The following is a 23,412-nucleotide window of genomic DNA, read 5'->3' on the forward strand; positions in this document are numbered from 1 at the left end:
TAAAGCTACTAGGGACTGGAAAGGTAATTTTAAGTTTATAAATTTTAAATGAGTGGTTGAAAGGTTAGTGTTTATATTAGAGATATGGTGTAAGTATAAATTCTTAGGAAGGAAATCTTTCTTAGAAGTTGTGGATTTGAAAAGTAACTTCTTACTTTATTGTACAAAGAATTGTGCAATAAATACAACAAAATGTATCGGAATCTTTTTGAACAATTATTGTCATCTTAAATATATATAATAAGAAGTATATTGCAATGAGAAATAGAAACATTGACGCTCATTTCTAAAAAGATATAATAAAAACGAGATATGTATTGCAATAAAAAAGATATAGTATAGATTGAAAAAATTTCAGTCTATTATTTTTTATGGCTTTTAGAAAACGTTTACATTTAGTGTGGAGGGGAAACCATGTCTAAGTTCACGAAGTATTTTTTAATGGAAGCTAAAGATGTGATTGCATATGTGAAAGAGAAATTATCTAAGTTTGAGGATACAAAGGGGTTACAATGTAAAGAAATAGGAGATGGAAATTTAAATTATGTGTTTCGTGTTTGGGATGAGGAGAGTAATAATTCCATTATCGTGAAGCAGGCTGGGGATACAGCACGTATTTCAGATGAGTTTAAGTTGTCGACGAATCGTATTCGTATTGAATCTGATGTTTTGCAGTTAGAGGAGGAGTTAGCATCAGGACTTGTTCCAAAGGTGTATTTATTTGATAGTGTAATGAATTGTTGCGTAATGGAAGACTTATCAGATCACACAATATTACGTACAGCACTTATAAATCATCAAATATTTCCGAGGCTTGCTGAAGATTTAACTACTTTTATGGTAAATACGCTTCTATTAACATCAGATGTTGTAATGAATCATAAAGAGAAGAAGGAACTCGTGAAGAATTATATAAATCCAGAGTTATGTGAGATTACAGAGGACCTCGTATATTCAGAGCCATTTACAAATCATAATAAACGCAACGAATTATTTCAATTAAATGAAGGGTGGATTAGAGAGCATATTTATAGTGATAAAGAGCTTCGTATGGAAGTAGCGAAACTTAAATTTTCTTTTATGACGAACGCGCAGGCGTTGCTTCACGGTGATTTACATACTGGTTCTGTTTTTGTAAAAAATGATTCTACAAAGGTTATTGATCCTGAGTTTGCTTTTTATGGACCTATGGGATATGACATTGGGAATGTAATGGCGAATTTAATGTTCGCTTGGGTGAATGCAGATGCAACGATGCCACCTGGAGCTGAGAAAGATACGTATATGGATTGGCTAAAAACTACGATGGTAGAGGTAATTGATTTATTTAAGAAGAAATTTTTAGATGCTTGGGATATTCATGTGACAGAAATTATGGCGAAGGAAGAAGGCTTTAACCACGTATATTTACAATCTGTGTTAGAGGATACAGCTGCAGTGACGGGTCTTGAGTTAATTCGTCGTATTGTTGGATTAGCGAAAGTAAAGGATATTACCTGTATTGAGAATGATGAAGCACGTGCTAGAGCGGAGCGAATTTGTCTTCAAGTAGCGAAGAAGTTTATTTTACGAGCAAATCAATATAAAACAGGTACGAGTTTTGTAGAAACGTTAAAAAAACAGTCCATGCATAGTGCGAAGTAAGGGGAGAAGATGATGGAAGAGCAATTAATACCAATTCAGTGGGAAAATGATGCTTTAGTTTTATTGGATCAAACTTTATTACCAAACGAAGTAGTCTATGAATCTTTTAAAACAGCTGAGGGTGTTTGGGATGCAATTCAAGTAATGAAAGTGCGAGGAGCTCCAGCAATAGGTGTTTCAGCAGCTTACGGCATATATTTAGGGGTAAATGACGTTGCTAAAAGTACGGTGGCAGAGCTTATAGCGGAAGTAAAAAAGGTATGTGCATATTTAGCGACATCAAGACCGACTGCAGTAAATTTATTCTGGGCCCTTGAAAGAATGGAAAATGTAGCGACAGCTAATGCTCACTTATCAATCGCACAATTGAAAGATAGACTATTAGAAGAGGCAAAGGAAATTCATAGAGAAGATGAAGAGATTAACCGTCAAATTGGAGAGAATGCATTAACTTTATTCCAAGATGGCATGGGTGTATTAACGCATTGTAATGCAGGTGCGTTAGCAACGACTAAGTATGGTACTGCAACAGCTCCGATGTATTTAGCGAAAGAAAAAGGGTGGGACCTTAAAATTTATTCGGATGAAACACGACCTAGATTACAAGGCTCGACATTAACGGCATTAGAATTGCAACGGGCAGGGATTGATGTAACAGTCATTACGGACAATATGGCGGCTATGGTCATGTCACAAGGGAAAATCGATGCAGTAATCGTTGGATGTGATCGTGTAGCGGCAAATGGTGATGTAGCAAATAAAATTGGAACATTAGGTGTTTCGATTTTGGCTAAATATTATAACATTCCGTTTTATGTAGCAGCACCAACGCCGACAATCGATTTGAAAACACTGACAGGAAAAGAAATTCCGATTGAAGAAAGAGATGCTTCTGAAGTGATCAATCGTTTCGGACAATATTCGGCTCCGAAAGAAAGTAAAGTATACAATCCGGCATTTGATGTTACGCCACATGAAAATATAACAGCGATTATTACGGAAAAAGGAATTGTGAAAGAACCGTTTACGGAGAATTTAAAAAAGCTATTTCAATAAGTAGATAGTTTTCAGAAAATAGTCATCATAAGTTTCTTACTAGGGGGATGTATATGTTACTGCAAAAAGAAAGAGAAGAAATTGTAGCGTACGGAAAGAAAATGATTTCTAGTGGTTTAACAAAAGGGACTGGCGGTAATATTAGTATTTTTAATCGTGAACAAGGACTTGTTGCAATTAGCCCAAGTGGTTTAGATTATTATGAAACAACGCCCGAGGATGTAGTTATATTGAATTTAGATGGTGAAGTGGTAGAGGGAGAGAGAAAACCATCAAGTGAATTAGATATGCATCTTATCTATTATAGAAATCGTGAAGATATAAATGCGCTTGTGCATACACACTCTCCTTATGCGAAGACGATTGCATCATTAGGATGGGAGCTTCCTGCTGTTTCATATTTAATTGCTTTTGCAGGCCCGAACGTACGCTGTGCGCCGTATGAAACATTTGGTACGAAGCAATTAGCAGATGCTGCTTTTGAAGGCATGATTGATCGACGTGCTGTGTTACTTGCGAATCATGGTTTAATGGCTGGTGCAAATAATATAAAAATGGCGTTTACTATTGCAGAAGAAATTGAGTTTTGTGCTCAAATTTATTATCAAACGAAAAGCGTCGGCGAACCGAAGCTACTGCCAGAAGACGAGATGGAGAATTTGGCGAAGAAGTTTGAAGGGTATGGGCAACAGTAAAATGAAAACCCCCTCAAGAAAAAATCTTGAGGGGGTTTCTTTACGCTTTCTTAAGCAACAAATACATAAAGTAAGGTGCACCAATTAAAGCAACGACAATACCGGCTGGAATACCGCTAGGTTCGACGATGTTTCGTCCAATTGTGTCTGCTAGTAGTAATAGCCATCCGCCTATTAAAACGGCGATTGGCATGAATATTTGATGTCTTGGTCCGACTAAAGATTTTGCGATGTGAGGAGCCATCAGCCCGATAAAGCTAATTCCTCCTGTTACGGAAACCGCTGCAGCTGCAAGCGCAACGGCTGCAATTAATAAGTATCTTCGTTCTTTTTCAATTTCAATGCCGACACCAATTGCGACCGGTTCGTTTAATGCTAGAATGTTTAATCGATTTGCTTTATAGAAAACAAATGGGATTAATACGATTAACCATGGAAGCATTGCGTAAACGAAGATCCAGTCATCTCCCCAAATGTTTCCGGCTATCCATTTTGCAATAAAGTCCACTTTCATACGATCTGCTGATGAAATAAGAACAATCATTGCTCCAGATAGTGCAAATGAAAATCCGATACCGGTTAATGTTAATCGTATTGGCTGAAGTCCTGTTGATTTACTATATGAAAATACGTAAATTAGAACAGCAGTAAGGAAAGCACCGATAAACCCAACGACTGGTAGTAAGTAAAGAAACGAACCTACGTCAATTGGAAAATATAAAAAGAAAATGGAAACTGCAACACCAGCTCCAGCGTTGATTCCAAGAATACCAGGTTCAGCTAAATCGTTACGTGTAATACCTTGCAGGATAGCACCAGATAAAGCGAGCGCCATACCAGCTAATAATGTAATGACAATTCTAGGTAGTCGTAAAGAATATAAAACAAACTCCTCTTTAAATGTACCTTGTCCCATTAGTGTTGGGAGTAATCGATCATAAGATAAAGATGCTGAACCGAGCCCCATTCCAACTACAATGGTTGTAATGGTCAATATAAGTAAAGCGAGTATGATAATACGTTGTTTTCTTAGAATAGATTGCATCATGAGAAAGTTCTTCCTCCTTTACGAACGATAAATAGGAAGACTGGTAACCCTACAATAGCGACAATTGCAGCAACTGGCGTTTCGTACGGAGCGTTAATTGTACGCCCAATTGTATCTGCGAGTAGCATAAAGGACGCACCAGCGATTGCTGACATCGGTATGACAAAACGATAGTCTGGCCCAACGATTGGACGAACCATATGAGGTATCATTAAGCCGATAAATGCCATATTCCCGACAAGTGCTACGGAAGCACCAGCAAGCAAGATAATAATGATAAATAAAATCGTTTTAATGACGATAATTTTTTGACCGAGTCCAATGGCAACTTCTTCACTGAAACTAAGGACTGTCAATTTCTTTGCGAGTAAAATAGCGATAAATATACTTATTGAAATAACCGGAATAATAATTTTCAATTGGCTCCAAGTCGTTCCAATTACGCCCCCAGCAGTCCACATTGATACATCTTGTGAAATTTTAAAGTAAATACCAATACCTTCTGAAATTGCGAGTAAGAACGCTGAAACAGCAGCACCAGCTAATACAATTCGAAGAGGAGAAAGTCCTCCCTTTTTTACCATACCAATTCCAAATACCATAATAGCACCAATGGCAGCACCGATAAAGCAAGCTAGCGTTAAGTAAAGGTAGCTTATGGAAGGATTGAAAGCAAGTGTCAGTGCAAGCGCTGCGTTTGCACCACCAGTTAGGCCGAGTAATCCAGGATCAGCAAGAGGGTTTCGTGTTAATCCTTGCATAATTGCACCAGAAACAGCGAGTCCAGCGCCTACAAAAATAGCAGCAACTTCACGTGGTAAACGTATTTCACGAAGGATAGATAGCTTATCTCCTTTAGCAGAGGAAGTGAGTGCTAACCATACATCTTTTATAGAAGTATCTGCAGCACCGAATACCATTGCCACCATAAAAATAAGAAAGAATGCAATAACGCTCAAAATTAATTTGTATGTAAAAGCGGTAGAACGTAGGTTGTCATGATCTTTCGTCATCAGTTTCACATCTTTTCTTTTCATAGAATAAAGGAAGAGGAATTCTTAAATTAAGAATTCCTCATTGTTGTATTATTGACCAAGAAAGCTTTTCTTGAAGAAATCTAATTGGAAGTCTAATGTAAGTGGATCATTAAAATAGAATTCCATCATATTTGCTTCAAATACACGATTATTTTTTACTGCTGGAATGTTTTTATATGATTCTGTCTCTTGGAATGAGTTATCAGTATCTTTGTTTTTACTTACGATTAAGTAATCACCAGCAAACTCAGGTAATACCTCAGTAGATAATGCGTAGTAACCTTCTTTTAATGCTTTTTCTTTTACTTTTTCAGGCATTTTTAATTTCATTTCTTGGTAAAGAATTTCTGTTCCACGGCCCCAGTTATCGCCGTATACGTAAAGCTGTTTATTGAAGTTTTCAACAACAGAAACTGTTGCATCTTCACCGATTTTCGCTTTAATTTCTTTTCCAGCTGTTTGTGCACGTTTCTTGAAATCATCAACCCAAGTTTTTGCTTCTTTTTCTTTATTTAATAACTTACCGATTTCTAAATGTTGTGTTAAGTAATCAACTTTTCCGTAAGTGTATGTTACAGTAGGAGCGATTTTCTTTAACTTATCAACATTTTTAATATTTGATAAACCGATGATTAAGTCTGGATTTAATTCTGCAATCTTTTCAACATTCTCATCTGATACTTCAGCGACGTTTTTAAGTTTGCTATCAAAACGTGGGTTTTGTTTAGACCATGAATCTACCCCAACAAGATTTACACCTAATGACATTACGTTACCAGCGAATGATGATAGGACAACAACACGTTGTGGATTTGCTGGAACTTCCACTTTACCATTTTCTGATTGGTATGTAATTGTTTCTGATTTTTTACCTTTTGCGTCGTTCTTCTTGTCTGTTGAACCATTGCTACAAGCACTCATAACAAAGACGAACAGAACTGTTAGTGAAATAAATAATTTTTTCATCGTCTTTCTCCTTTTGATAGATGATATGTGATATACAATAAATTGTTTAGCTTTGATCTTTTGAAAAGTTAGTGGTAATACAAAAGTCTTATTAACAATCTTGAACTTGAGATTTTACCATATAGTATTCACCATAGTAATAGAAGAGGATGTAATCTCACGGTTGCTAATAATTAACAAATTGATAATGATTATCACTATTGATTCTTTAAATACTATAATTTTATATAGGTGTATTGTCAATAGTAATTTTGATTGTAAATTTTATAAAAACAAGTTATATTTTATTGAGAATGATAATCAATGATTAATAGCTGAGGAGTGGGCATGAATGAATCAAGAAGAATTGTTTGATGTAACCGTGATAGGCGGAGGACCTGCAGGACTTTATTCAGCGTTTTATAGTGGACTAAGAGAGATGAAAACGAAAATAATAGAATTTCAACCACAGTTAGGTGGTAAAATACATGTTTATCCGGAGAAAATGATTTGGGATATTGGTGGATTATTACCAGTTACTGGTGAAAAATTAATTGAGCAACTTGTACAACAAGGATTAACATTTCAGCCTGAAGTTGTATTGAATACAAAAATAGAATCGATTATTCGTAATCAGGATGGCATTTTTACGTTGAAAACAAGCTCTGGGGAAGAACATTTTTCAAAAACAGTGATAGTCGCAACTGGGAGTGGTATATTGAATCCACAAAAGTTATCAATTGAGGGTGCGGAGAGATTCGAAGTCTCAAATTTAAATTATACAGTTAAATCGTTAAAACGTTTCAAAGATAAAACGGTAATTATTTCAGGCGGAGGGAACTCGGCAATTGATTGGGCGAACGAATTAGAACCAATCGCGAAAAAAGTTTATTTAACATATAGAAAAGAAGAATTATCTGGTCATGAAGCACAAGTAAAACAACTTATGAACAGTTCAGCAGAATGTTTCTTTAATACATCGATTACAAAATTAATTGCCGGTGATAACCATGAAGCGATTGAACATGTAGAATTAACAAATCATGAAACTGGAGAGGTTTCTCATTTATCTGTTGAAGAAGTTATTATTAATCATGGATATGAACGTGACATTACATTATTGGAAAATAGTGAGCTAGATGTCGCTATTGTTGATAATTATTATATTGCAGGGAATGCAAATAGTGAGTCCTCGGTAGACGGATTATATGCCGCTGGAGATATTTTAAAGCATGACGGAAAATTACATTTAATCGCAGGAGCGTTCCAAGATGCTGGAAATGCTGTGAATAAAGCAAAACAATTTATTCAACCAGATGCAAGTGAGTACGGAATGGTTTCTTCGCATAATGAAGTATTTAAGAAGAGAAATCGAGAATTGATAAAGCAGATGATGAATTAATAAAGAAACAAGTATACCCCCATTTACATCTCTATTTCTATGGAAGAGAGGTGTAAATGGGGGTTTTCCTGTTTACTATATTTTCAATCATTATTATGACACCGGTTTCATTAGTTCATGTCATACAAATGTATTTCTATAAAAAGGGAATACAAAGACTTGAACATTTTATTTGTAAATCTTTTTAGGAAACAATGAATCTATAGTTGGTTTGTGCTGATCATTATTAAATTATGCGGTCCCTTTTGCCTGTTCATTAGGGAATGGAATATTTTGTATAGAAACAATATATTGTTTTCCATGTTGTCGAGCTAATGATTCTAATATTTGGCGAACGCGTTTTGTAAGATGACCTTGTTTTTTTATAGCCTCACAATATGCGTCATAGAAAACGTATTTAGCCCAAAGGAAATCATCTTGTTGGAACAAGAAATGATTTTTGTACCATTCACCAATCGTATGGTAGCAATTGCTTTCATGTACTGCTGCACTTTGTGAAAGAATACGATCGGATAAAGACTTAGATAGATGAGAAATTGTGTTTTCTGTTTCAACTCGTAATGTTTTTTCTAACATTGTAATGATGTGACGAGTAGCCATATGTTAACTCTCCTTTGTGTAAATGGGTAATACCATTCTATATTTTAAAAAAATACTTACTATACTATTATACAATATATGGAATGCATCTACCTGCTTTTTGATTCGTATTTACAAAATCTTTTTTATTTGTTTACAAAAATAAAGTAAGATACAGTATATATATGAAAAAACAATAAAGGAATGAACACATTGTATATAACGATAGAAGAGGCTGCGGAGTATTTGAAATTACCAAAATCGTATGTTGAAGACTTAATTCAGCAAAAGAAAGTTCGTGCACTGTTTGATGGAGAGCAATATTTAATAAACAAGGAACAGTTTAATACACATTTAGAACAAATGGAGAAATATAAGCAGTTAGTGGAAGAAATATTAAACGAACCAATTCCAGAAGATATGGATGTTAAAGACGAAGATTAAATTTATAAAAAGCCCCCGTATTAAGATATGCAGAAATGTATCTTAATACGGGGGCTTTTTATATTAAGGGATGAAAAAGTCATCCGAAATCCTAGATTTACTTTAAGTGAAAGAAGATTTTATAGGGATTAGTACTATTAGTTAAAAGCATATTTTTTCATAGCGGGGACAAACATAGCGAACATAACCTGTACAGATACATATACTATCAGTGCAAAAGCTTATAAATTAATGGAAGGGGTTTTCTCGTGAGTTTACTTCATTGTGATTTTTTGAAAGATTTAATTGGATCTTATGTAAGAGTAAACAGAGGTGGACCAGAATCTCAAAAAGGGACAATAGTATCAGTATGTACGGACTACTTCGTATTAAAGAATGAAAAAGGAGAGCACTATTACTATCAGCTTCGTCATCTGAAAAGTGTTACAAAAAATACGAAAGATTGTGTAGAAGATGATTGTGGATGGTTGGAATATGATTATGCAGAAGATTTCGAAAAATTACTTCTAAGCTTTAAATACCGTTGGGTAAAAATTAATCGTGGTGGCCCAGAGAAAGTTGAAGGGATTTTACAAGACGTTTCTTGCGATTACGTAACGTTAATTATAAAAGAAGAAGTTGTATTAATAGCACTAGCTCATATTAAAAGTGTTAGTTATAACGAACCAGTATGCGAAGAGAGCGATGAGAAAAGTGATGAAAGTAGCAATAATTCAAGTCGAGCTCGTGCACAAAGACAATCAAGAAGATAATGATAATAAGAAAGGAGGATACAAATTTGGAGAGTGTATTATACTGTGAGCAAATTAAAAGTTTAGTTGGTGAGAATGTAAAAGTAAATCTTCGCGGACCAGAAAGTCGAGTGGGAATACTTGTATCGTTAGGGGGAGATTACCTTACACTACAACTACCTCATGGAGAATTAGTATATTACCAATTGAAACATGTGAAGAGTCTAGTTAAGAAAGTGAAAGAAAGTAAATGTGGCGATGGCTATATCTCACGTTTCTACTCTGATGATGATAATTTTGTCGATGTATTACGTGACTTGAAGTATAAGTGGGTAAAAATTAACCGTGGTGGACCAGAGTGTGTGGAAGGCTTATTAAGTGAAGTACATGATGAATGTATAACACTAGTAAATGGTGATGAAGTTATTTACGTGATTATTTATCATATTAAGAGTGTGAGTCAAGTAGTTAAATGTAAAAAGAATGAAGATGAATAATGTTTAATAAATAAGAGGGGCATTATGATTGGAAGTGAAGAACGATTTCTTATATCGATACAATTATGTTGCGATATTATGAAAAGGAATTCCTTACTATTAAAAGACGAAACATTGCCCCTGATTATTTTTTAGAAATAGAAGACAGGAAAAGCAGCATTTCATAGGAAGGAGGATATAGATGAATGAATTAAACAAGAGCATTGGGGAAAATATATGCGTTAAATTAATCGGTGAAAAAAGATTTAAAGGTGTATTAATTGATGTAGGAAATGATATTGTTGTTCTCTACAATGGACAAGACTATGTATATATATCTTTATACCATATCCAATATTATAAATTTTTAAGACCATATGATGAAGAAATATTAAAACCAGATGTTGATTCTGTAATTAAGAGGGAATCACCTTCAATTTCTTTGAGAAAAGTATTAAGCACTTCTAAAGGGATTTTTACAGAAGTTTATGTAGCAGGAAATGCTCCAATACATGGTTATGTTACAAGTGTAATGAACGATTATATTGTTTTTTATAGCCCAGTTTATAAAACGGTATATATATCTTTAAAGCATTTGAAATGGTTAATTCCTTATAAAGAGAACCAAGTACCTTATTCCCTCAATAAAAATGAACTCCCCGTAAATCCATTAAATATTACTTTAGCTAGAACGTTTGAAGAACAGCTTATTAAAATGGCTGGGAGAATTATGGTGTTTGATTTAGGTGAGGAATCTAATAAAATTGGAAAAATGGTGAAAATTGATGAAGGGCATATTGAAATATTAAAAGCACGTGACGCAAAAATGTACGTGAATATTCAACATGTAAAATCTGTCCATTGTCCGTAGGCTAGTTTAAAGGGCTGGCTTTTTCTTTTATATATGCGGAAGAAAAGGTCGAGCCTATTTGTTTATCGCTATTTGGATATGAGGGGGAAAGTGAATTGAATATATAAGTATGTCACTGTTTTTTTACTTATGAAAAGGTAATCTTGTACGAAATTATAAAAAATATGTACGAGCCATCTTTTGTTGTATTCAATTCATTTTTTGAGGAAGTACTGCTCAACTAATCTATTAAAGGGGTTTTGTTTGTGGAGCAGTTTCCAAATTCGTTATCGATTACATTACTTGGTAGTGCTGGTGGAGCAGCAAAGGCAGTTTTAGCAATTGTAAATCAAGCGATAGCAAATGAAAAAGATCCAATTTATGAAGCGATAAAGAATGTTAAATTTCATTTGGTTGATATAAAACAAAAATATAGGACTTATTATGATGAGCTGTTTCCGAATTTAAAGGAGAAATTGTTTTTATATGAAATGGACCTTCAAGATGTAGTGAAATTTAAACAACATTTAAAAGAAAAAAGAACAAGTGTTGTTATTGATGTCTCTGGTGCAGATACGATCAGGGTACTGAGCTGTTGTAATGAACTTGGAATTTTTTATATTAATTCAGCTTTGGAAAATGAGGCAGTAGATCAGGACGATAGTTTACTCGGCTTTCAGCTTACGGAAAGATATACGAGATTTGAGAAGGAGAAAGAAAAATTTACAAATACAAAAGCGATTATAGGTTCAGGTATGAATCCGGGGGTTGTTCAATGGATGGTTGTTGAACTCATGAAAGAACGGCCAAATGAAAAGCCACGAGCATGCTATATTGTAGAACATGATACGTCGTTTTTGAATGATACAGCACTCATAAAGCCTCATACACTTTACGCTTCATGGGCAGTAGAACGATTTCTAGATGAAGCGATATGGAGTTATCCGATGTATATGAGCCATCATCGTCCTCTTTATTTTTATGAGGATGTATATGCTTCAGAGTATAAAGTGAAGTTAGGAGCAAAAGAATTTTATGGTTGCTTAATGCCGCATGAGGAAGTCCTAATTTTAGGGAAAACTTTTAATATGGAAGTTGGTTTTCTTTATCGGATTAATGAATATACAACAAATTTAATTAGACAGAACTTAGATAAAGTAGAAGATTTATGGAATTGGAATCGTAAAGTATTTAATCCCGCAGAAGAAGATATTACGGGAGAGGACTTAGTTGGTGTGTTACTCGTATATGAAAATAGCGAGACATACATGTATAATGTAATGAATAGTAGCCAAGTTTTTCAAAAGTATAAAACAAACGCAACTTACTTCCAAGTAGGATGTGGGATTTATGCGGGCTTGTGTAGTTTACTTTTAGATACCTTTGGACAAGGTGCTTATTATGTAGAAGAATTATTATTAAATACTGAAAGTAAGTATGGGGAATATTTTAATTTATATATGAAGGATTTTGTAATAGGGCATAATAATTTTACAGATGGATTGCTACATGATAGGGTAAGGTGGTTATAAATTGTGACTGAAAAGGAAGGAGCTGTTTTAGTATTAGAAGTTTACATATTGCCCTGAAAGCAATTTCATATTTATAATTTAAAGAGATAACATTTGAAATGTTTTTTGGGGATTGATCAAGAGGAGTTTTTATATGAACAAATACAAGAGCTTGATTTATGAAGAAAGAGAAGCTTTAAAAGTATTTATATTATTATTCTATATTATATTATTTTTATATGACGCTATATATTATTTTATGTATCCCGCTATGAATATTAATGGGACAGCGATAGGGTGGCCAGAAGGTAGTCTTGGGATAGGTGTATACATATTTGTAATATCATTATTTCCTATTTCGATATATCTTCAAAAAAGAGGCTATGTATATTTTGTAAAATATTTATTTTTATTTGGGTACATGTTTATCAACCTTATTAATAATTTAATGATTTATTTGCGAACGGATAGGGCTTTTGAACATGGTAGTATGGTAGAAATATTATTAGTTTTATTTGCACCGGTTTTCGTGAACAGAAAATATTTTTATTTAGTTTCCTTTAGTGTCATTGGAAAATATGTATTTTTTACGTTGATATTAAAAGATCTAAAAGTTGTGATTCCACTTGTTTTATGTGTATTCTATTTCATTATTTCACATTCTTTGTTAAAACGATTTCAGTCTTATGTAAGAACGGTTGTTGAGATGATGAACAATATGAAAGAGACAGAAAATTTAGCTGTAATTGGGACAATGTCTACAACAATTGCGCATGAAATTCGAAATCCATTAACGGCTTTGAAAGGGTTTACGCAAATGCAAAAAGAAAGAAACCCTGCTGATACGATGAGCTACGACATTATGTTACAAGAAATTGAAAGGATTAACGGATTTGCTAGTGAATTGATGTTATTAGGAAAACCGAAACCAACAAATTATAAATGGTGTAATATACGGGAAATTCTTTTATATGTTGTACAGCTAATGGAAAGTTATGCAACAAAATATGGAGTGAAATTTCATTTGCAAGTAGATGAAAATTTACCAGTTATAAACGGTGATGATAAACAATTAAAACAAGTTTTATTAAATATTATTAAAAATGGAATAGAATCAATGCCAGAAGGTGGAGACATTCATATCTGTGCATATGAAAAAACTGAGGGACATTTGTGTATTTCTGTCGAGGATCAAGGATTTGGTATAGAGAATGAGAAAATAGAGAAAATCGGAAAGGCGTTTTATACAACAAAGGAGAATGGTACAGGCCTTGGGCTAATGATTACATATAAAATTATTGAGGAACATCAAGGGAGTATCGCGATTCAAAGTAGTATGGGCGTAGGAACGAAAGTGGAAATTTATTTACCCACAGTGTAGTACATTAGAAGAAACTATTTTCAGAAAAGTGTTCTTGTTGTGTAAATATAAACATTTTATAAAATGTTTAAAGAAGGGTTTTTTTTATAAAACACTTCGTTTATAATGGAGGAAAATATCGACATGCAGCTTTTAGCTCGTGTAACGGTTCGGTAGTGTTATGAAAAGAAAAGCAGGGGTGCACGCGCATCCTTTTTTCTATGCAGATATGATGAAAGGGGTGGTATGATGGAATTGACATTAAATTCAACTGTATGTTTACACACGATTCAATTTCGAAAAGAGCAAAAGAATTATATTGTAAAAGATACGATTACAGGAGAGACATATGAAATGCCGCCACTTTGGATTGATGCACTAGCAATGATGCGTGACGGTTTTTTATTGGGAGAAATTGAGGAGAAATTAAAAGAAGAGTATCCAGCAGAAGAAGTAAATATGCTAGCATTCACGAGGCAGCTGTTAGAGCTAGAACTTGTCGGAATGGTAGATGGAGAAGAGATAGCTTGTACAAAGAAAAAAGATAAAGATTATTTAGCTTGGGTACGTCCGAGGGTGGAACAATTCTTTCTTAACTTAAATAAAAAATATAAAAGCAAAGGTCAAAAATGATCTTTGCTTTTTTTGTGTTCTTAAGTAGTTCTTATTTTAAAAAATAACGGCGAATGCTCTTGCAAAAGCACCATCACTATTTTTAATTTTTAAAGGTGCTGCTGAGAAAAAGAAACGCTTCATTTTAATGGCATCTAGATTTGTTAGATTTTCAATTAAATAAATGTTATTCCCTAGTAATATGTGATGAATAGGCGATGTTTCTGTAGTTACCTCATCGGGAGAAATGAAATCTAAACCGACAGATTTTATTTTTAAATTAACTAGTTCTTCAGCTAATTCTTCAGAAAGATAAAATGCTTCTTTCGCATAAGCTTCTGTGTTCCATTTATTAGATAAATTGGAGTGGAAAATAACAATATCTCCTTCTTTTATGTCGGTAGTATTTAATACTTCCTTAGGTAACTTTCGCCCTTGAACATGTGTTACATCGATTAGAACTGCTTCGCCTACAAATTGGTCAAGAGATAATTGATCAATTGTTGTTGCACCAGAAATAAAATGTGCAGGAGCATCGCAATGCGTGCCAACATGAACGACAGAATGAAAATCTGTAACTTGATATCCTGTCTCTTCAACACTTGTAATTGCTTCTAGTTGGATTTCTGGTGTCCCAGGAAATTGAGACATATTGTTTTCAAATGTTTGTGATAGGTCAATTACTTTCATTTTAAATACCTCCAATATATGTATTTCAAATAATAAAAAGCTCATCTTTCATAATCAAGAAAGATGAGCCTTACATGCAGTAGTTAAATTTATCTTCCAAAATGCAAAGTATTTTGTAGGAATTAGCACCTATTCAGTTCTTATAAACTGAGGTTGCTGGGCTTCAAAGGGCCGGTCCCTCTGCCTCTCTTGATAAAGGTCTATTTAGTTTTAAGGTTTAGAATTTTCTGTACGTTTAAATTGTAATTCATTTCCTTTTTTAGTGCAATACAAAATAGGTATTCACCCAAATAAAGGTTCTCGCATATTGTAGCTTATGTAAGTAGAATGCTGCGAAGGGGTGGGTGCAGTGACAGGGAATGTATTGAACTATTTTGCTGGTGGAAATACAGCTAGAGGATTTTATAGCTTGTATGAAGAGAGCTTAAAAGGGCTAGATAGGCTATTTATTTTAAAAGGCGGTCCAGGAACAGGGAAGTCTTCTTTAATAAAAGCAATTGGGCGTGAATGGACTGGAAAAGGATATGATATTGAATTTTTACATTGTTCTTCTGACAATAAGTCAGTTGACGGTGTAATTATTCCGAAGCTAAATGTAGGAATTGTCGATGGGACATCGCCACACGTTATTGAGCCGAAAATGCCTGGAGTTGTAGAAGAGTATATAAATTTAGGCGTTGCTTGGGACTCAGATAAATTAAGAAAGCAAAAATTAGAGATTGAACGATTTGTTTCAGAAGCGAGTAAAGCCTTTCAAGCAGCTTATGGATGTTTTAAAGAAGCGTTAGTTATACATGATGAGTGGGAAAAAATATATATTAATAACATTGATTTTAATAAAGCAAACGAATTAACAGATCAGCTTATACAGAAACTATTTGCAGATAAAGGCGGGAAGAAATCAATCGTGAAACACCGTTTTTTAGGGGCTGCTACACCGAAAGGAGCAGTTGATTTTGTTCCTAATTTAACAGAAGGGTTACCACATCGTTATTTTATAAAGGGACGCCCAGGCTCTGGAAAATCAACGATGCTCAAAAAATTAGCTAAGGCAGCAGAAGAAAAAGGGTTTGAAGTAGAAGTGTATCATTGTGGATTTGATCCAAATAGTCTCGATATGATTATTGTAAGGGAATTAGGATTTGCAATTTTTGATAGTACAGCACCGCATGAATACTTCCCAAGCCGTGAGGGGGATGAGATTATCGATATGTATGATCTCATTGTTGCACCAGGGACAGATGAGAAGTATGCTACGGAAATTCGCGACGTTTCAATTCAGTATAAAACAAAAATGAATGAGGCGATGTCTTTCTTAGCAAAGGCAAAATCAGTTCGTGATAAATTAGAACGAATTTATATTGCCGCTATGGATTTTTCAAAAGTCGATGCATATAAAGAAGAAATCCAAAAAGAGATTGAACGAATTGCAGTTGCTGTAATTGAAAAGAAAAAATAGGTGTTTTGTTAGGCTGTCGGGAATTTTCTGACAGCTATTTTAGTATGTAGTAAAATTAGTCTTATATTTGTCGAATTTCCAGGGAAATGATCAAAAAATGGGGAGGGTATGAAATGAGAGAAAAAATTGAGTTGGAACTAGAAAGAATTGAAAAAGAGAATGATGTGAAAATTTTATTTGCTGTAGAATCAGGGAGCAGGGCGTGGGGATTTCCATCGAAAGATAGTGATTATGATGTTAGGTTTGTTTATATACGTCCTGTAGAATGGTATTTATCAATTCATGATAAACGTGATGTAATCGAGTATCCAATTAGTGATGATTTAGATATAAGTGGCTGGGATATTAAAAAGGCATTGCAACTATTTGCAAAGTCAAATCCAGCGTTACTCGAATGGATTCGATCACCAATTTTTTATTCGAAAAACTCTAGCCTTCCAGAACAACTTCAGCAAATGAGTGAAAAGGATTTTGATCCGAAATCAACAATATACCATTACTTACATATGGCTTCAAAAAACTATCGTGAATTTTTACAAGGTGAAAATGTAAAGTTGAAAAAGTACTTCTATGTATTACGTCCGATTTTAGCTTGTAAATGGTTAGAAGAGAAAGGGACATTGCCCCCAGTAGAGTTTGACCGGTTAATTACGGAACTATCAGTAGAGCCTAGTGTATTGAATGAAATTGAAAAGTTGTTAATAAAGAAAAAATCAGGTACTGAATTGGATATTGGTCTAAAAATTAATGTGTTAAATCAATTTTTAGAAGAGCAAATTGATTACTACCAGCAATACGTAAAAGGGATTGAAAAGGGATTAGGGATTGATATTGAGAGTTTGAATACATTATTTAGAAACATGTTGTTTGAAGTGAACAAAAAAGAGCACAAGTAAGTTTGTGCTCTTTTTTGTTCACGCTTTTTGCGGGCAGTAAGACTCACACCTCAAATTAGGCACATGGGAGGAAGTTAGGTGGGAGATTAACTGCCCGTAAAAGCCCGATTGGTGCGGGCTAATAATCAGAGGGGATGGACAAAACCTCCTCTGATTAAAGTTTTACTTTATTTGTAGATGAATATATTATTTTACTTAATGTTAATTTTTTCCTTCTTGTGTCGAAATTTATCTGAAAAGGTGCCATAGAAAATAAAGAAGTTCAACAGGATTCCCGTTGAACTTCTTTATTTTTTTACTCGTTATCAACTCGTTTTAATGGTTGATCTGCTGGGCCTTCCATAACATTCCCATCAATTGAAAAACGAGAACCGTGGCAAGGACAATCCCAAGTACAATCACCGTTGTTCCATTCAACTTCACAGCCGAGGTGTGTACAAGTCGTATCGACGATATGTAATTTTCCTTCTTTATCTTTATAAGCACCTGCTCGTTTTCCATTTACATGTACAACAGATCCTTCGCCAGTTTCAAGATCCTCTGGCTTACGTAAAGCAACTTCAATTTTCCCCTCAATTAAATGTTTCGCAACGTCAATGTTTTGTGAGAGAAATGTTTTTATATCCGGGTTTGCATGAAAACGTGATGGTGCAAACAGTTCTTTATATGGACTTTGGATTTTTAGAATGGAGTCCTTCAGTAAATGAGCTGCAGCAGTTCCAGTTGTCATACCCCATTTACGATATCCTGTTGCAATAAATATATTAGGATTATTTTCGTTAATATGCCCGATATAAGGAAGTTTATCTAAAGTAATTAAGTCTTGTGCAGACCATCTATAAGGAATTTCATCTACTCCAAAAGTAGATTCAGCAAAGGAATATAGTGCATCATAATGAAGCATCGTATTAATTCCTTGGCCTGTTTTATGGCTCTCTCCGCCAATCAATATCAGCTTTTCTCCATTGTTTGTCGTATAACGTATGGAGCGTTTTGGATCATCGATACTTAAATACATGCCCCCTGGATAATCTGTTTTTGCTTTTATTGCAAGAGCATAGGAGCGTTCTGCGTACATTCGCGTAAAGAAAAAGCTATTAGCATCATAAAAAGGAAAATGTGAACAAGAGACAATATATTTACAATTGATGCGATGGTCACCCTTTGTAATTACTTGTGGATAATCTCCTTTTTCCACATCAATAGCTGTTGTTTGCTCATAAACTTTTCCGCCCATTTCCACAAACTTTTCTAAAAGTGTTTTTAAATAAAGGAGGGGATGGAATTGCGCTTGATTTTTCATCACAAGTGCAGATTGTACGGGAATAGGAATCGACAGGGATTGAACATAGTCACAAGGAATATTTAATTTTTGATAGGCTTCATATTCTTTCGTTAAATTTCGCAGGCCATTATGGGTAGTTGTATATAAATACGAATCTTCATTTGTGAAATTACAGTCGATTTTATATGTTTGCACAGTCTCGTTTATGAATTGTAGAGCTTTACTATTTGATTCGTAGTAAAGTTGAGCTTTTTCAACGCCAAAATTGTTTATTAATTCATCATAAATAAGATCATGTTGAGCTGTTACTTTTGCGGTTGTATGCCCAGTTGTCCCATTTAAAACAGAACCAGAATCAATTAAAACGACTTTCATTCCTTCTTTAGCGAGTAAATAGGCGGTAGTAATGCCTGTAATACCAGCACCGATAACAGCAACTTCTGTCTTTATATTTTCGGATAAATGAGGAAAAGTAGGCAATTGAGTAGATTCAATCCAATAGGATGATGGTAACTGCGGAAATGTGTCATCTGTCATTTTGGAAACCTCCTGAATTTAGAACAATTTTCCTTTTAATATTTCCATATTATATGGAATTCATGTATGTTGTTTTAGTAGCATCCTATTTTTATTAAAAGAAATATAAAATTATTTTAATATAATTATTTTATTAGGGCAGTATGAGGAAGTAGGATTTATATAAAGCTAAATTTAAGTGATTCCATTTGTGGATTACATAGAGAGTTCTTGAATAAGGTAGAGTCTATGGAGTTTAAGTGGATGTGTATGTATAGCGGTAAAACCTTGTGAAATCTATACTTTTTCTTTAGTGGAATAAAGTATAATTATAAAAATATAACCAACTTTTATTACTAGGTCATAAAAGTTGTTGACAATATAGAAATTCTATTGTTATGATTCATCATGTGGAAAGGTTGATAGAGAGTAAAAAGAGAAATGTTTTTCATTGATAATAAAAGCGAGAAATAAGTGACGATAGAGTGAGTATATTTTCCTTATGATAAATGCTTTTTTGGATCACCTAGTAAAATCAATCTGGAAGCAAGAATTGATATATGCAAGTCGCGTAGGGCGCGGCATAAGAAAGGGGCAAAAGGATGAAGGAGCTTCATACGTTTGGGTGGTATGCAGCGCGTGTATCACCACATTTGCCAAAAAAAGCATTTAAACCAGTTCCTACTCGTTTATTTGGTGGACTGGCTTATTTACTTGTGGCATTGGCTGGTTTAATAACGATCGGTGTATTTGAATTGAATGTGTGGGCGAATCTAGGAATTGCAATTGTTCTTGGATTATGTTTTGCTTCACTTGGATTTTTAGGACATGAAATTTTACATGGAACGGTTGTAAGAAAGGCATGGCTTCGCGACTTTTTAGGTGCGATAGCATTTATGCCATTATCAACTGGCCCAAAACTTTGGAGAAAGTGGCATAATGCAACGCATCATGTTCATACACAGCATGAAGAGAATGATCCAGATGCATGGCCGACATTTGAGAAACTTAAAAAGAGTAAGTTTTTGAATTGGGTATATCGCATGCCTCTTCATGTACGTTCATTTTTTAGTTTTCTGTCACTAACAATTCAATTTACGTTACATTCGACTCGAATGTTCTTTCATTTTATAAAAGAATTTAAGTCATCCAATCAAAAATCTGTATGGCTGCAACTTCTTTTGCCCTGGACAGTTTGGATTAGTTTATTGTTTATTATGGGACCTACAAAGTGGTTCTTTGCATACGTGATTCCGTTGTTAATTGCTAACTTTATTGTAATGGCGTATATCGCAACAAATCACCGCTTAAATCCAATTGTTCCAGTAAATGATCCGTTAGCAAACTGTTTATCGGTAACAGTGCCGCGTTGGGTAGACGTTTTACATTTCAATTTCTCATACCATACAGAACATCATCTGTTTCCTGCTATGAGTTCTAAATACTATCCATTAGTAAAAGATAAAATTAAAGAAATGTGGCCGGAACGCTATCACGAAATGCCGATGACAAAAGCATTGGCAGCACTTTGGAATACACCACGTGTGTATTATCACGGAAGTGAATTAGTTGATCCGCATAGGGAGCATTTCTATGGTTCTTTAGGAAATGGATTGGATCCTTATAATATTTCATATCGTGAGGATCATATAGAGGAAAAAGAGACTATAAAAAAAGTAAATCAATAATAGATATATTTTACGATGAAAAAGCAAGCTCTCTTAGAGCTTGCTTTTTGTTATAAAGAATCTTCTTTCTTGTTCTTTGTCTTGACGTGGACAGAGTTATTTTCTTTCCGTTGTAGTCGTTTTTCTAGAAGACTAACAAGATAAGTAAATAGAAGAACTAGTGCGAGATAGTATACACCAACAATGATATATGTATCTAATTGCTGGAAGTTACCTGCGGCAATTGATAAACCGGATCCCCATAATTCGGACATTCCTACATAAGCAACAAGAGAAGAATCTTTCAATCCAATAATAAATTGGTTCCCTAGAGGGGGAAGAGACAGACGAAATGCTTGTGGTAATATAATCCGGCGCATCGCTAAAGGGTAAGGCATCCCTAAAGAGCGAGCAGCTTCTAATTGTCCACGGTCAACGGATTGAATTGATCCGCGGAAAATTTCAGTAATATATGCACCGTTATGAATTGCTAAAGCAATTGCTCCTGCCCAAAAAGGGGTAAAAACAACAACAGATGTAATCCCAAAATAGAGAATGGCAATTTGAACAATTAAAGGTGTACCACGAATAATGGCGATGTATACATGAGCAATACTATTTAAAACCTTATTGTTAGAGATTCGAAAGAAAGCGACTAGTAATCCAATTAGTGAACCGAGTAATAGGGATGTTAGTGTTAATTGTAATGTGACAATAGTAGCCTTTAAGAGTGTGGGATAGGTAGAGATAAAAATTTCAAACATATGTGTCACCTCATATTGTATGGATTTTAGTAGGGAATGAAATGCCCCACATAAAAAGTGGGGCATGATTTATGAAATCTTTGAATAGCCAACTTACTTTGTTTTTGCTTCGTCTCCAAGAATATTACGCCCAAACCATTTCTTACTAATCTTTTCATACGTGCCGTCTTTAATAATTTCATCTAGCGCTTTATTTACCTTTTCAACCATGTCTTTATTGTCTTTATGAATAGCAATCCCCATTTCATCAAGGTTTAACGGTTTTCCAGCTTCTTTTATATTTGATTTACCTTCTTTAATCATACGAAGACCAACCATTTGATCAGTAATAACTGCGTCTACACGTCCTGGTTCTAAGTCCATAAGTGCAGTAATATCACTATCATATTCTGTAATTTGATCTGTATATTTTGCAACAAGGGTTTTGAAAGTACTTGCTTTTACAACACCTATTTTTTTACCTTTCAAGTCCTCTGGAGAAGAGATAGATGTATTCTTTTTAGCTACAAAAATTTGTGCACCAGAGCGATAATATGGATTTGAGAAATTCACGGCTTTTAATCGTTCTTCTGTAATTGCCATACTTCCTAATATCACATCATATTTTTTTGATTGTAGACCTTGAATCAATGTTTCCCAAGGATTTGTAACAGGAACAGGTTTCATTCCCATCTTTTTCGCGAGAGCTTCCCCTATTTCTACATCAAAACCGACAAGTTTCCCGTCATTTTCTTTATAGTTAAAAGGTTTGTATAAACCACTCATCGCATAACGAAATTCTTTTTCACCATTAGATGAAGTGGTAGAGCTTTCTTTACTACAGGCTCCTAGTATGAAGGATGTACATAGTGTAATACTCGCAATAATGGTTAATAGCTTTCTTTTCATAAAACCCCTCCTATATATTGATCATACGGATGGTTTTAAGTATGTTATCGAGATATTTTATTTGGACAATTAGTTGTGCGCCGTATGAATGTATTTCCTTACGTTTGAAATAGAAGTTACATTATAAAACGTTGCGTAAAAATTGTTTTGCTCGTTCATGCGATGGAGCTGAAAAGAATTGCGCTGGCGGAGCATCCTCTACAATTTTCCCGTCATCCATAAAGATGACGCGGTCAGCTACATCTCTTGCGAAATTCATTTCATGAGTAACAATGACCATTGTCATTCCTTCTTCAGCAAGTTCTTTCATAACTTGCAACACTTCTCCAACAAGTTCAGGGTCTAGGGCTGAAGTAGGTTCATCGAATAACATAATTTTTGGATTCATTGCAAGTGCACGTGCAATTGCAACACGTTGCTTTTGTCCACCTGATAATAGGTGCGGGGTTACAGTTGCTTTATCTTGTAAGCCGACTTTTTTTAGCAAAAGATTACCGGCCTCCTTCGCCTTTGTTACGTCTAATTTCTTTACATGAATAGGTGCTTCTATGATGTTTTCTAGTGAGGTCATATGAGGAAAGAGATTAAAATGTTGAAACACCATTCCAACATTTTCGCGGATTTTATTTAAGTTTGTACTTTTGGGGTTGATTTTTTCCTCCTGTAAGTGAATTTCTCCCTCATCGTACATTTCTAAAAAATTAAGGCAACGGAGTAAAGTGCTTTTCCCAGAGCCACTGGCGCCGATTAAAACGACAACTTCTTTTTCTTTTACTTCTAAATCAATTCCTTTTAAAACATCAAGTGAGCCAAATGATTTTACTAGATTGCGAACCTGAATCATACAAAACCCCCAG

At 34.5% G+C, this 23,412-nt stretch carries 23 protein-coding genes and 1 riboswitch; of the genes, 14 read left to right on the forward strand and 9 right to left on the reverse strand.

Annotated features, from left to right (window positions below; genetic code table 11):
• The first annotated feature begins 414 nt into the window (after positions 1 to 414).
• From mtnK to MR071_RS10670, 3 genes are read left to right on the forward strand one after another with little or no spacing between them, the layout of a single operon-like run.
• Positions 415 to 1,644 carry an S-methyl-5-thioribose kinase gene (mtnK, locus tag MR071_RS10660; protein WP_242235942.1) on the forward strand — a complete coding sequence of 410 codons (1,230 nt, stop codon included), beginning with the start codon at positions 415 to 417 and terminating at the stop codon, positions 1,642 to 1,644.
• A 12-nt stretch (positions 1,645 to 1,656) separates the two neighbouring features.
• On the forward strand, positions 1,657 to 2,700 hold the full coding sequence (mtnA, locus tag MR071_RS10665) for an S-methyl-5-thioribose-1-phosphate isomerase (protein WP_242235946.1): 1,044 nt from the start codon (positions 1,657 to 1,659) through the stop codon (positions 2,698 to 2,700).
• A 53-nt stretch (positions 2,701 to 2,753) separates the two neighbouring features.
• On the forward strand, positions 2,754 to 3,395 hold the full coding sequence (locus tag MR071_RS10670; RefSeq protein ID WP_242235947.1) for an L-fuculose-phosphate aldolase: 642 nt from the start codon (positions 2,754 to 2,756) through the stop codon (positions 3,393 to 3,395).
• Positions 3,396 to 3,435: 40 nt separating this feature from the next.
• On the opposite strand, the gene MR071_RS10675 is transcribed toward MR071_RS10670, so the two are convergent.
• The 3 genes from MR071_RS10675 to MR071_RS10685 are packed head-to-tail and all read right to left on the reverse strand — an operon-like array spanning position 3,436 to position 6,446.
• Positions 3,436 to 4,443, reverse strand: a complete 1,008-nt coding sequence (locus MR071_RS10675; protein ID WP_098361705.1) for a FecCD family ABC transporter permease — start codon at positions 4,441 to 4,443, stop codon at positions 3,436 to 3,438.
• A complete protein-coding gene (locus MR071_RS10680; protein WP_242235949.1) occupies positions 4,440 to 5,480 on the reverse strand; it encodes a FecCD family ABC transporter permease in 1,041 nt (346 codons plus the stop codon). The genes MR071_RS10675 and MR071_RS10680 overlap by 4 nt, the downstream gene beginning before the upstream one ends.
• Positions 5,481 to 5,528: 48 nt before the next feature.
• The gene (locus MR071_RS10685) at positions 5,529 to 6,446 is read right to left on the reverse strand and encodes an iron-hydroxamate ABC transporter substrate-binding protein (RefSeq protein WP_242235951.1); all 918 of its coding nucleotides are present in this window, start codon (positions 6,444 to 6,446) and stop codon (positions 5,529 to 5,531) included.
• Between the two features lie 331 nt (positions 6,447 to 6,777).
• On the opposite strand from MR071_RS10685, the gene MR071_RS10690 reads away from it, so the two are divergent.
• Entirely contained in the window at positions 6,778 to 7,827 is a 1,050-nt protein-coding gene (locus MR071_RS10690; protein ID WP_105586258.1) for an NAD(P)/FAD-dependent oxidoreductase, read from the forward strand.
• Positions 7,828 to 8,058: 231 nt separating this feature from the next.
• On the opposite strand, the gene MR071_RS10695 is transcribed toward MR071_RS10690, so the two are convergent.
• On the reverse strand, positions 8,059 to 8,427 hold the full coding sequence (locus MR071_RS10695) for a hypothetical protein (RefSeq protein ID WP_105586259.1): 369 nt from the start codon (positions 8,425 to 8,427) through the stop codon (positions 8,059 to 8,061).
• A 183-nt stretch (positions 8,428 to 8,610) separates the two neighbouring features.
• On the opposite strand from MR071_RS10695, the gene MR071_RS10700 reads away from it, so the two are divergent.
• The 7 genes from MR071_RS10700 to MR071_RS10730 all read left to right on the forward strand — a co-directional run bounded on the left by MR071_RS10700 (position 8,611) and on the right by MR071_RS10730 (position 14,411).
• Complete coding sequence (locus MR071_RS10700) at positions 8,611 to 8,850, forward strand: helix-turn-helix domain-containing protein (RefSeq protein ID WP_002010190.1); 240 nt, start codon at positions 8,611 to 8,613, stop codon at positions 8,848 to 8,850.
• Between the two features lie 248 nt (positions 8,851 to 9,098).
• The gene (locus tag MR071_RS10705) at positions 9,099 to 9,602 is read left to right on the forward strand and encodes a spore coat protein (protein ID WP_242235953.1); all 504 of its coding nucleotides are present in this window, start codon (positions 9,099 to 9,101) and stop codon (positions 9,600 to 9,602) included.
• Positions 9,603 to 9,628: 26 nt separating this feature from the next.
• Entirely contained in the window at positions 9,629 to 10,078 is a 450-nt protein-coding gene (locus tag MR071_RS10710) for a spore coat protein (RefSeq protein WP_242235955.1), read from the forward strand.
• Positions 10,079 to 10,259: 181 nt separating this feature from the next.
• A complete protein-coding gene (locus MR071_RS10715; protein ID WP_242235958.1) occupies positions 10,260 to 10,928 on the forward strand; it encodes a DUF2642 domain-containing protein in 669 nt (222 codons plus the stop codon).
• 245 nt (positions 10,929 to 11,173) lie between these two features.
• Complete coding sequence (locus MR071_RS10720; RefSeq protein ID WP_242235960.1) at positions 11,174 to 12,439, forward strand: S-adenosylmethionine decarboxylase related protein; 1,266 nt, start codon at positions 11,174 to 11,176, stop codon at positions 12,437 to 12,439.
• Between the two features lie 133 nt (positions 12,440 to 12,572).
• On the forward strand, positions 12,573 to 13,799 hold the full coding sequence (locus tag MR071_RS10725) for an ATP-binding protein (RefSeq protein WP_242235962.1): 1,227 nt from the start codon (positions 12,573 to 12,575) through the stop codon (positions 13,797 to 13,799).
• Between the two features lie 228 nt (positions 13,800 to 14,027).
• On the forward strand, positions 14,028 to 14,411 hold the full coding sequence (locus MR071_RS10730) for a hypothetical protein (protein WP_105586265.1): 384 nt from the start codon (positions 14,028 to 14,030) through the stop codon (positions 14,409 to 14,411).
• A gap of 36 nt (positions 14,412 to 14,447) precedes the next feature.
• Here MR071_RS10730 and MR071_RS10735 read toward each other — a convergent pair whose 3' ends face one another.
• A complete protein-coding gene (locus tag MR071_RS10735) occupies positions 14,448 to 15,080 on the reverse strand; it encodes a cyclase family protein (RefSeq protein ID WP_242235964.1) in 633 nt (210 codons plus the stop codon).
• 86 nt (positions 15,081 to 15,166) lie between these two features.
• Positions 15,167 to 15,279, reverse strand: a riboswitch (SAM riboswitch).
• 150 nt (positions 15,280 to 15,429) lie between these two features.
• Here MR071_RS10735 and MR071_RS10740 point away from each other — a divergent pair.
• Positions 15,430 to 16,539 (forward strand): PRK06851 family protein, encoded by a 1,110-nt coding sequence (locus MR071_RS10740; protein WP_242235966.1) that lies wholly within the window; start codon positions 15,430 to 15,432, stop codon positions 16,537 to 16,539.
• A gap of 113 nt (positions 16,540 to 16,652) precedes the next feature.
• A complete protein-coding gene (locus MR071_RS10745; RefSeq protein ID WP_242235969.1) occupies positions 16,653 to 17,435 on the forward strand; it encodes a nucleotidyltransferase domain-containing protein in 783 nt (260 codons plus the stop codon).
• 295 nt (positions 17,436 to 17,730) lie between these two features.
• Here the strand turns inward: MR071_RS10745 and MR071_RS10750 are convergent, their stop codons facing one another.
• Positions 17,731 to 19,257: an FAD-dependent oxidoreductase gene (locus MR071_RS10750; RefSeq protein ID WP_242235971.1), complete on the reverse strand. Its 1,527-nt coding sequence runs from the start codon at positions 19,255 to 19,257 to the stop codon at positions 17,731 to 17,733.
• A 581-nt stretch (positions 19,258 to 19,838) separates the two neighbouring features.
• Between MR071_RS10750 and desB the strand changes: the two genes are divergently transcribed.
• Complete coding sequence (desB, locus tag MR071_RS10755; RefSeq protein WP_242235973.1) at positions 19,839 to 20,924, forward strand: Delta(10) desaturase DesB; 1,086 nt, start codon at positions 19,839 to 19,841, stop codon at positions 20,922 to 20,924.
• A 50-nt stretch (positions 20,925 to 20,974) separates the two neighbouring features.
• Here desB and MR071_RS10760 read toward each other — a convergent pair whose 3' ends face one another.
• From MR071_RS10760 to MR071_RS10770, 3 genes are all read right to left on the reverse strand, one after another.
• The gene (locus tag MR071_RS10760; protein WP_242235975.1) at positions 20,975 to 21,667 is read right to left on the reverse strand and encodes an amino acid ABC transporter permease; all 693 of its coding nucleotides are present in this window, start codon (positions 21,665 to 21,667) and stop codon (positions 20,975 to 20,977) included.
• A gap of 93 nt (positions 21,668 to 21,760) precedes the next feature.
• Positions 21,761 to 22,555, reverse strand: coding sequence for an ABC transporter substrate-binding protein (locus tag MR071_RS10765; protein WP_105586271.1), 795 nt, complete (start codon positions 22,553 to 22,555; stop codon positions 21,761 to 21,763).
• A 121-nt stretch (positions 22,556 to 22,676) separates the two neighbouring features.
• Complete coding sequence (locus MR071_RS10770) at positions 22,677 to 23,399, reverse strand: amino acid ABC transporter ATP-binding protein (protein ID WP_242235976.1); 723 nt, start codon at positions 23,397 to 23,399, stop codon at positions 22,677 to 22,679.
• Between the last annotated feature and the right edge of the window lie 13 nt (positions 23,400 to 23,412).

Origin of the sequence: Bacillus cereus group sp. BfR-BA-01316 (assembly GCF_022664195.1) — a bacterium.
GTDB lineage: Bacteria > Bacillota > Bacilli > Bacillales > Bacillaceae_G > Bacillus_A.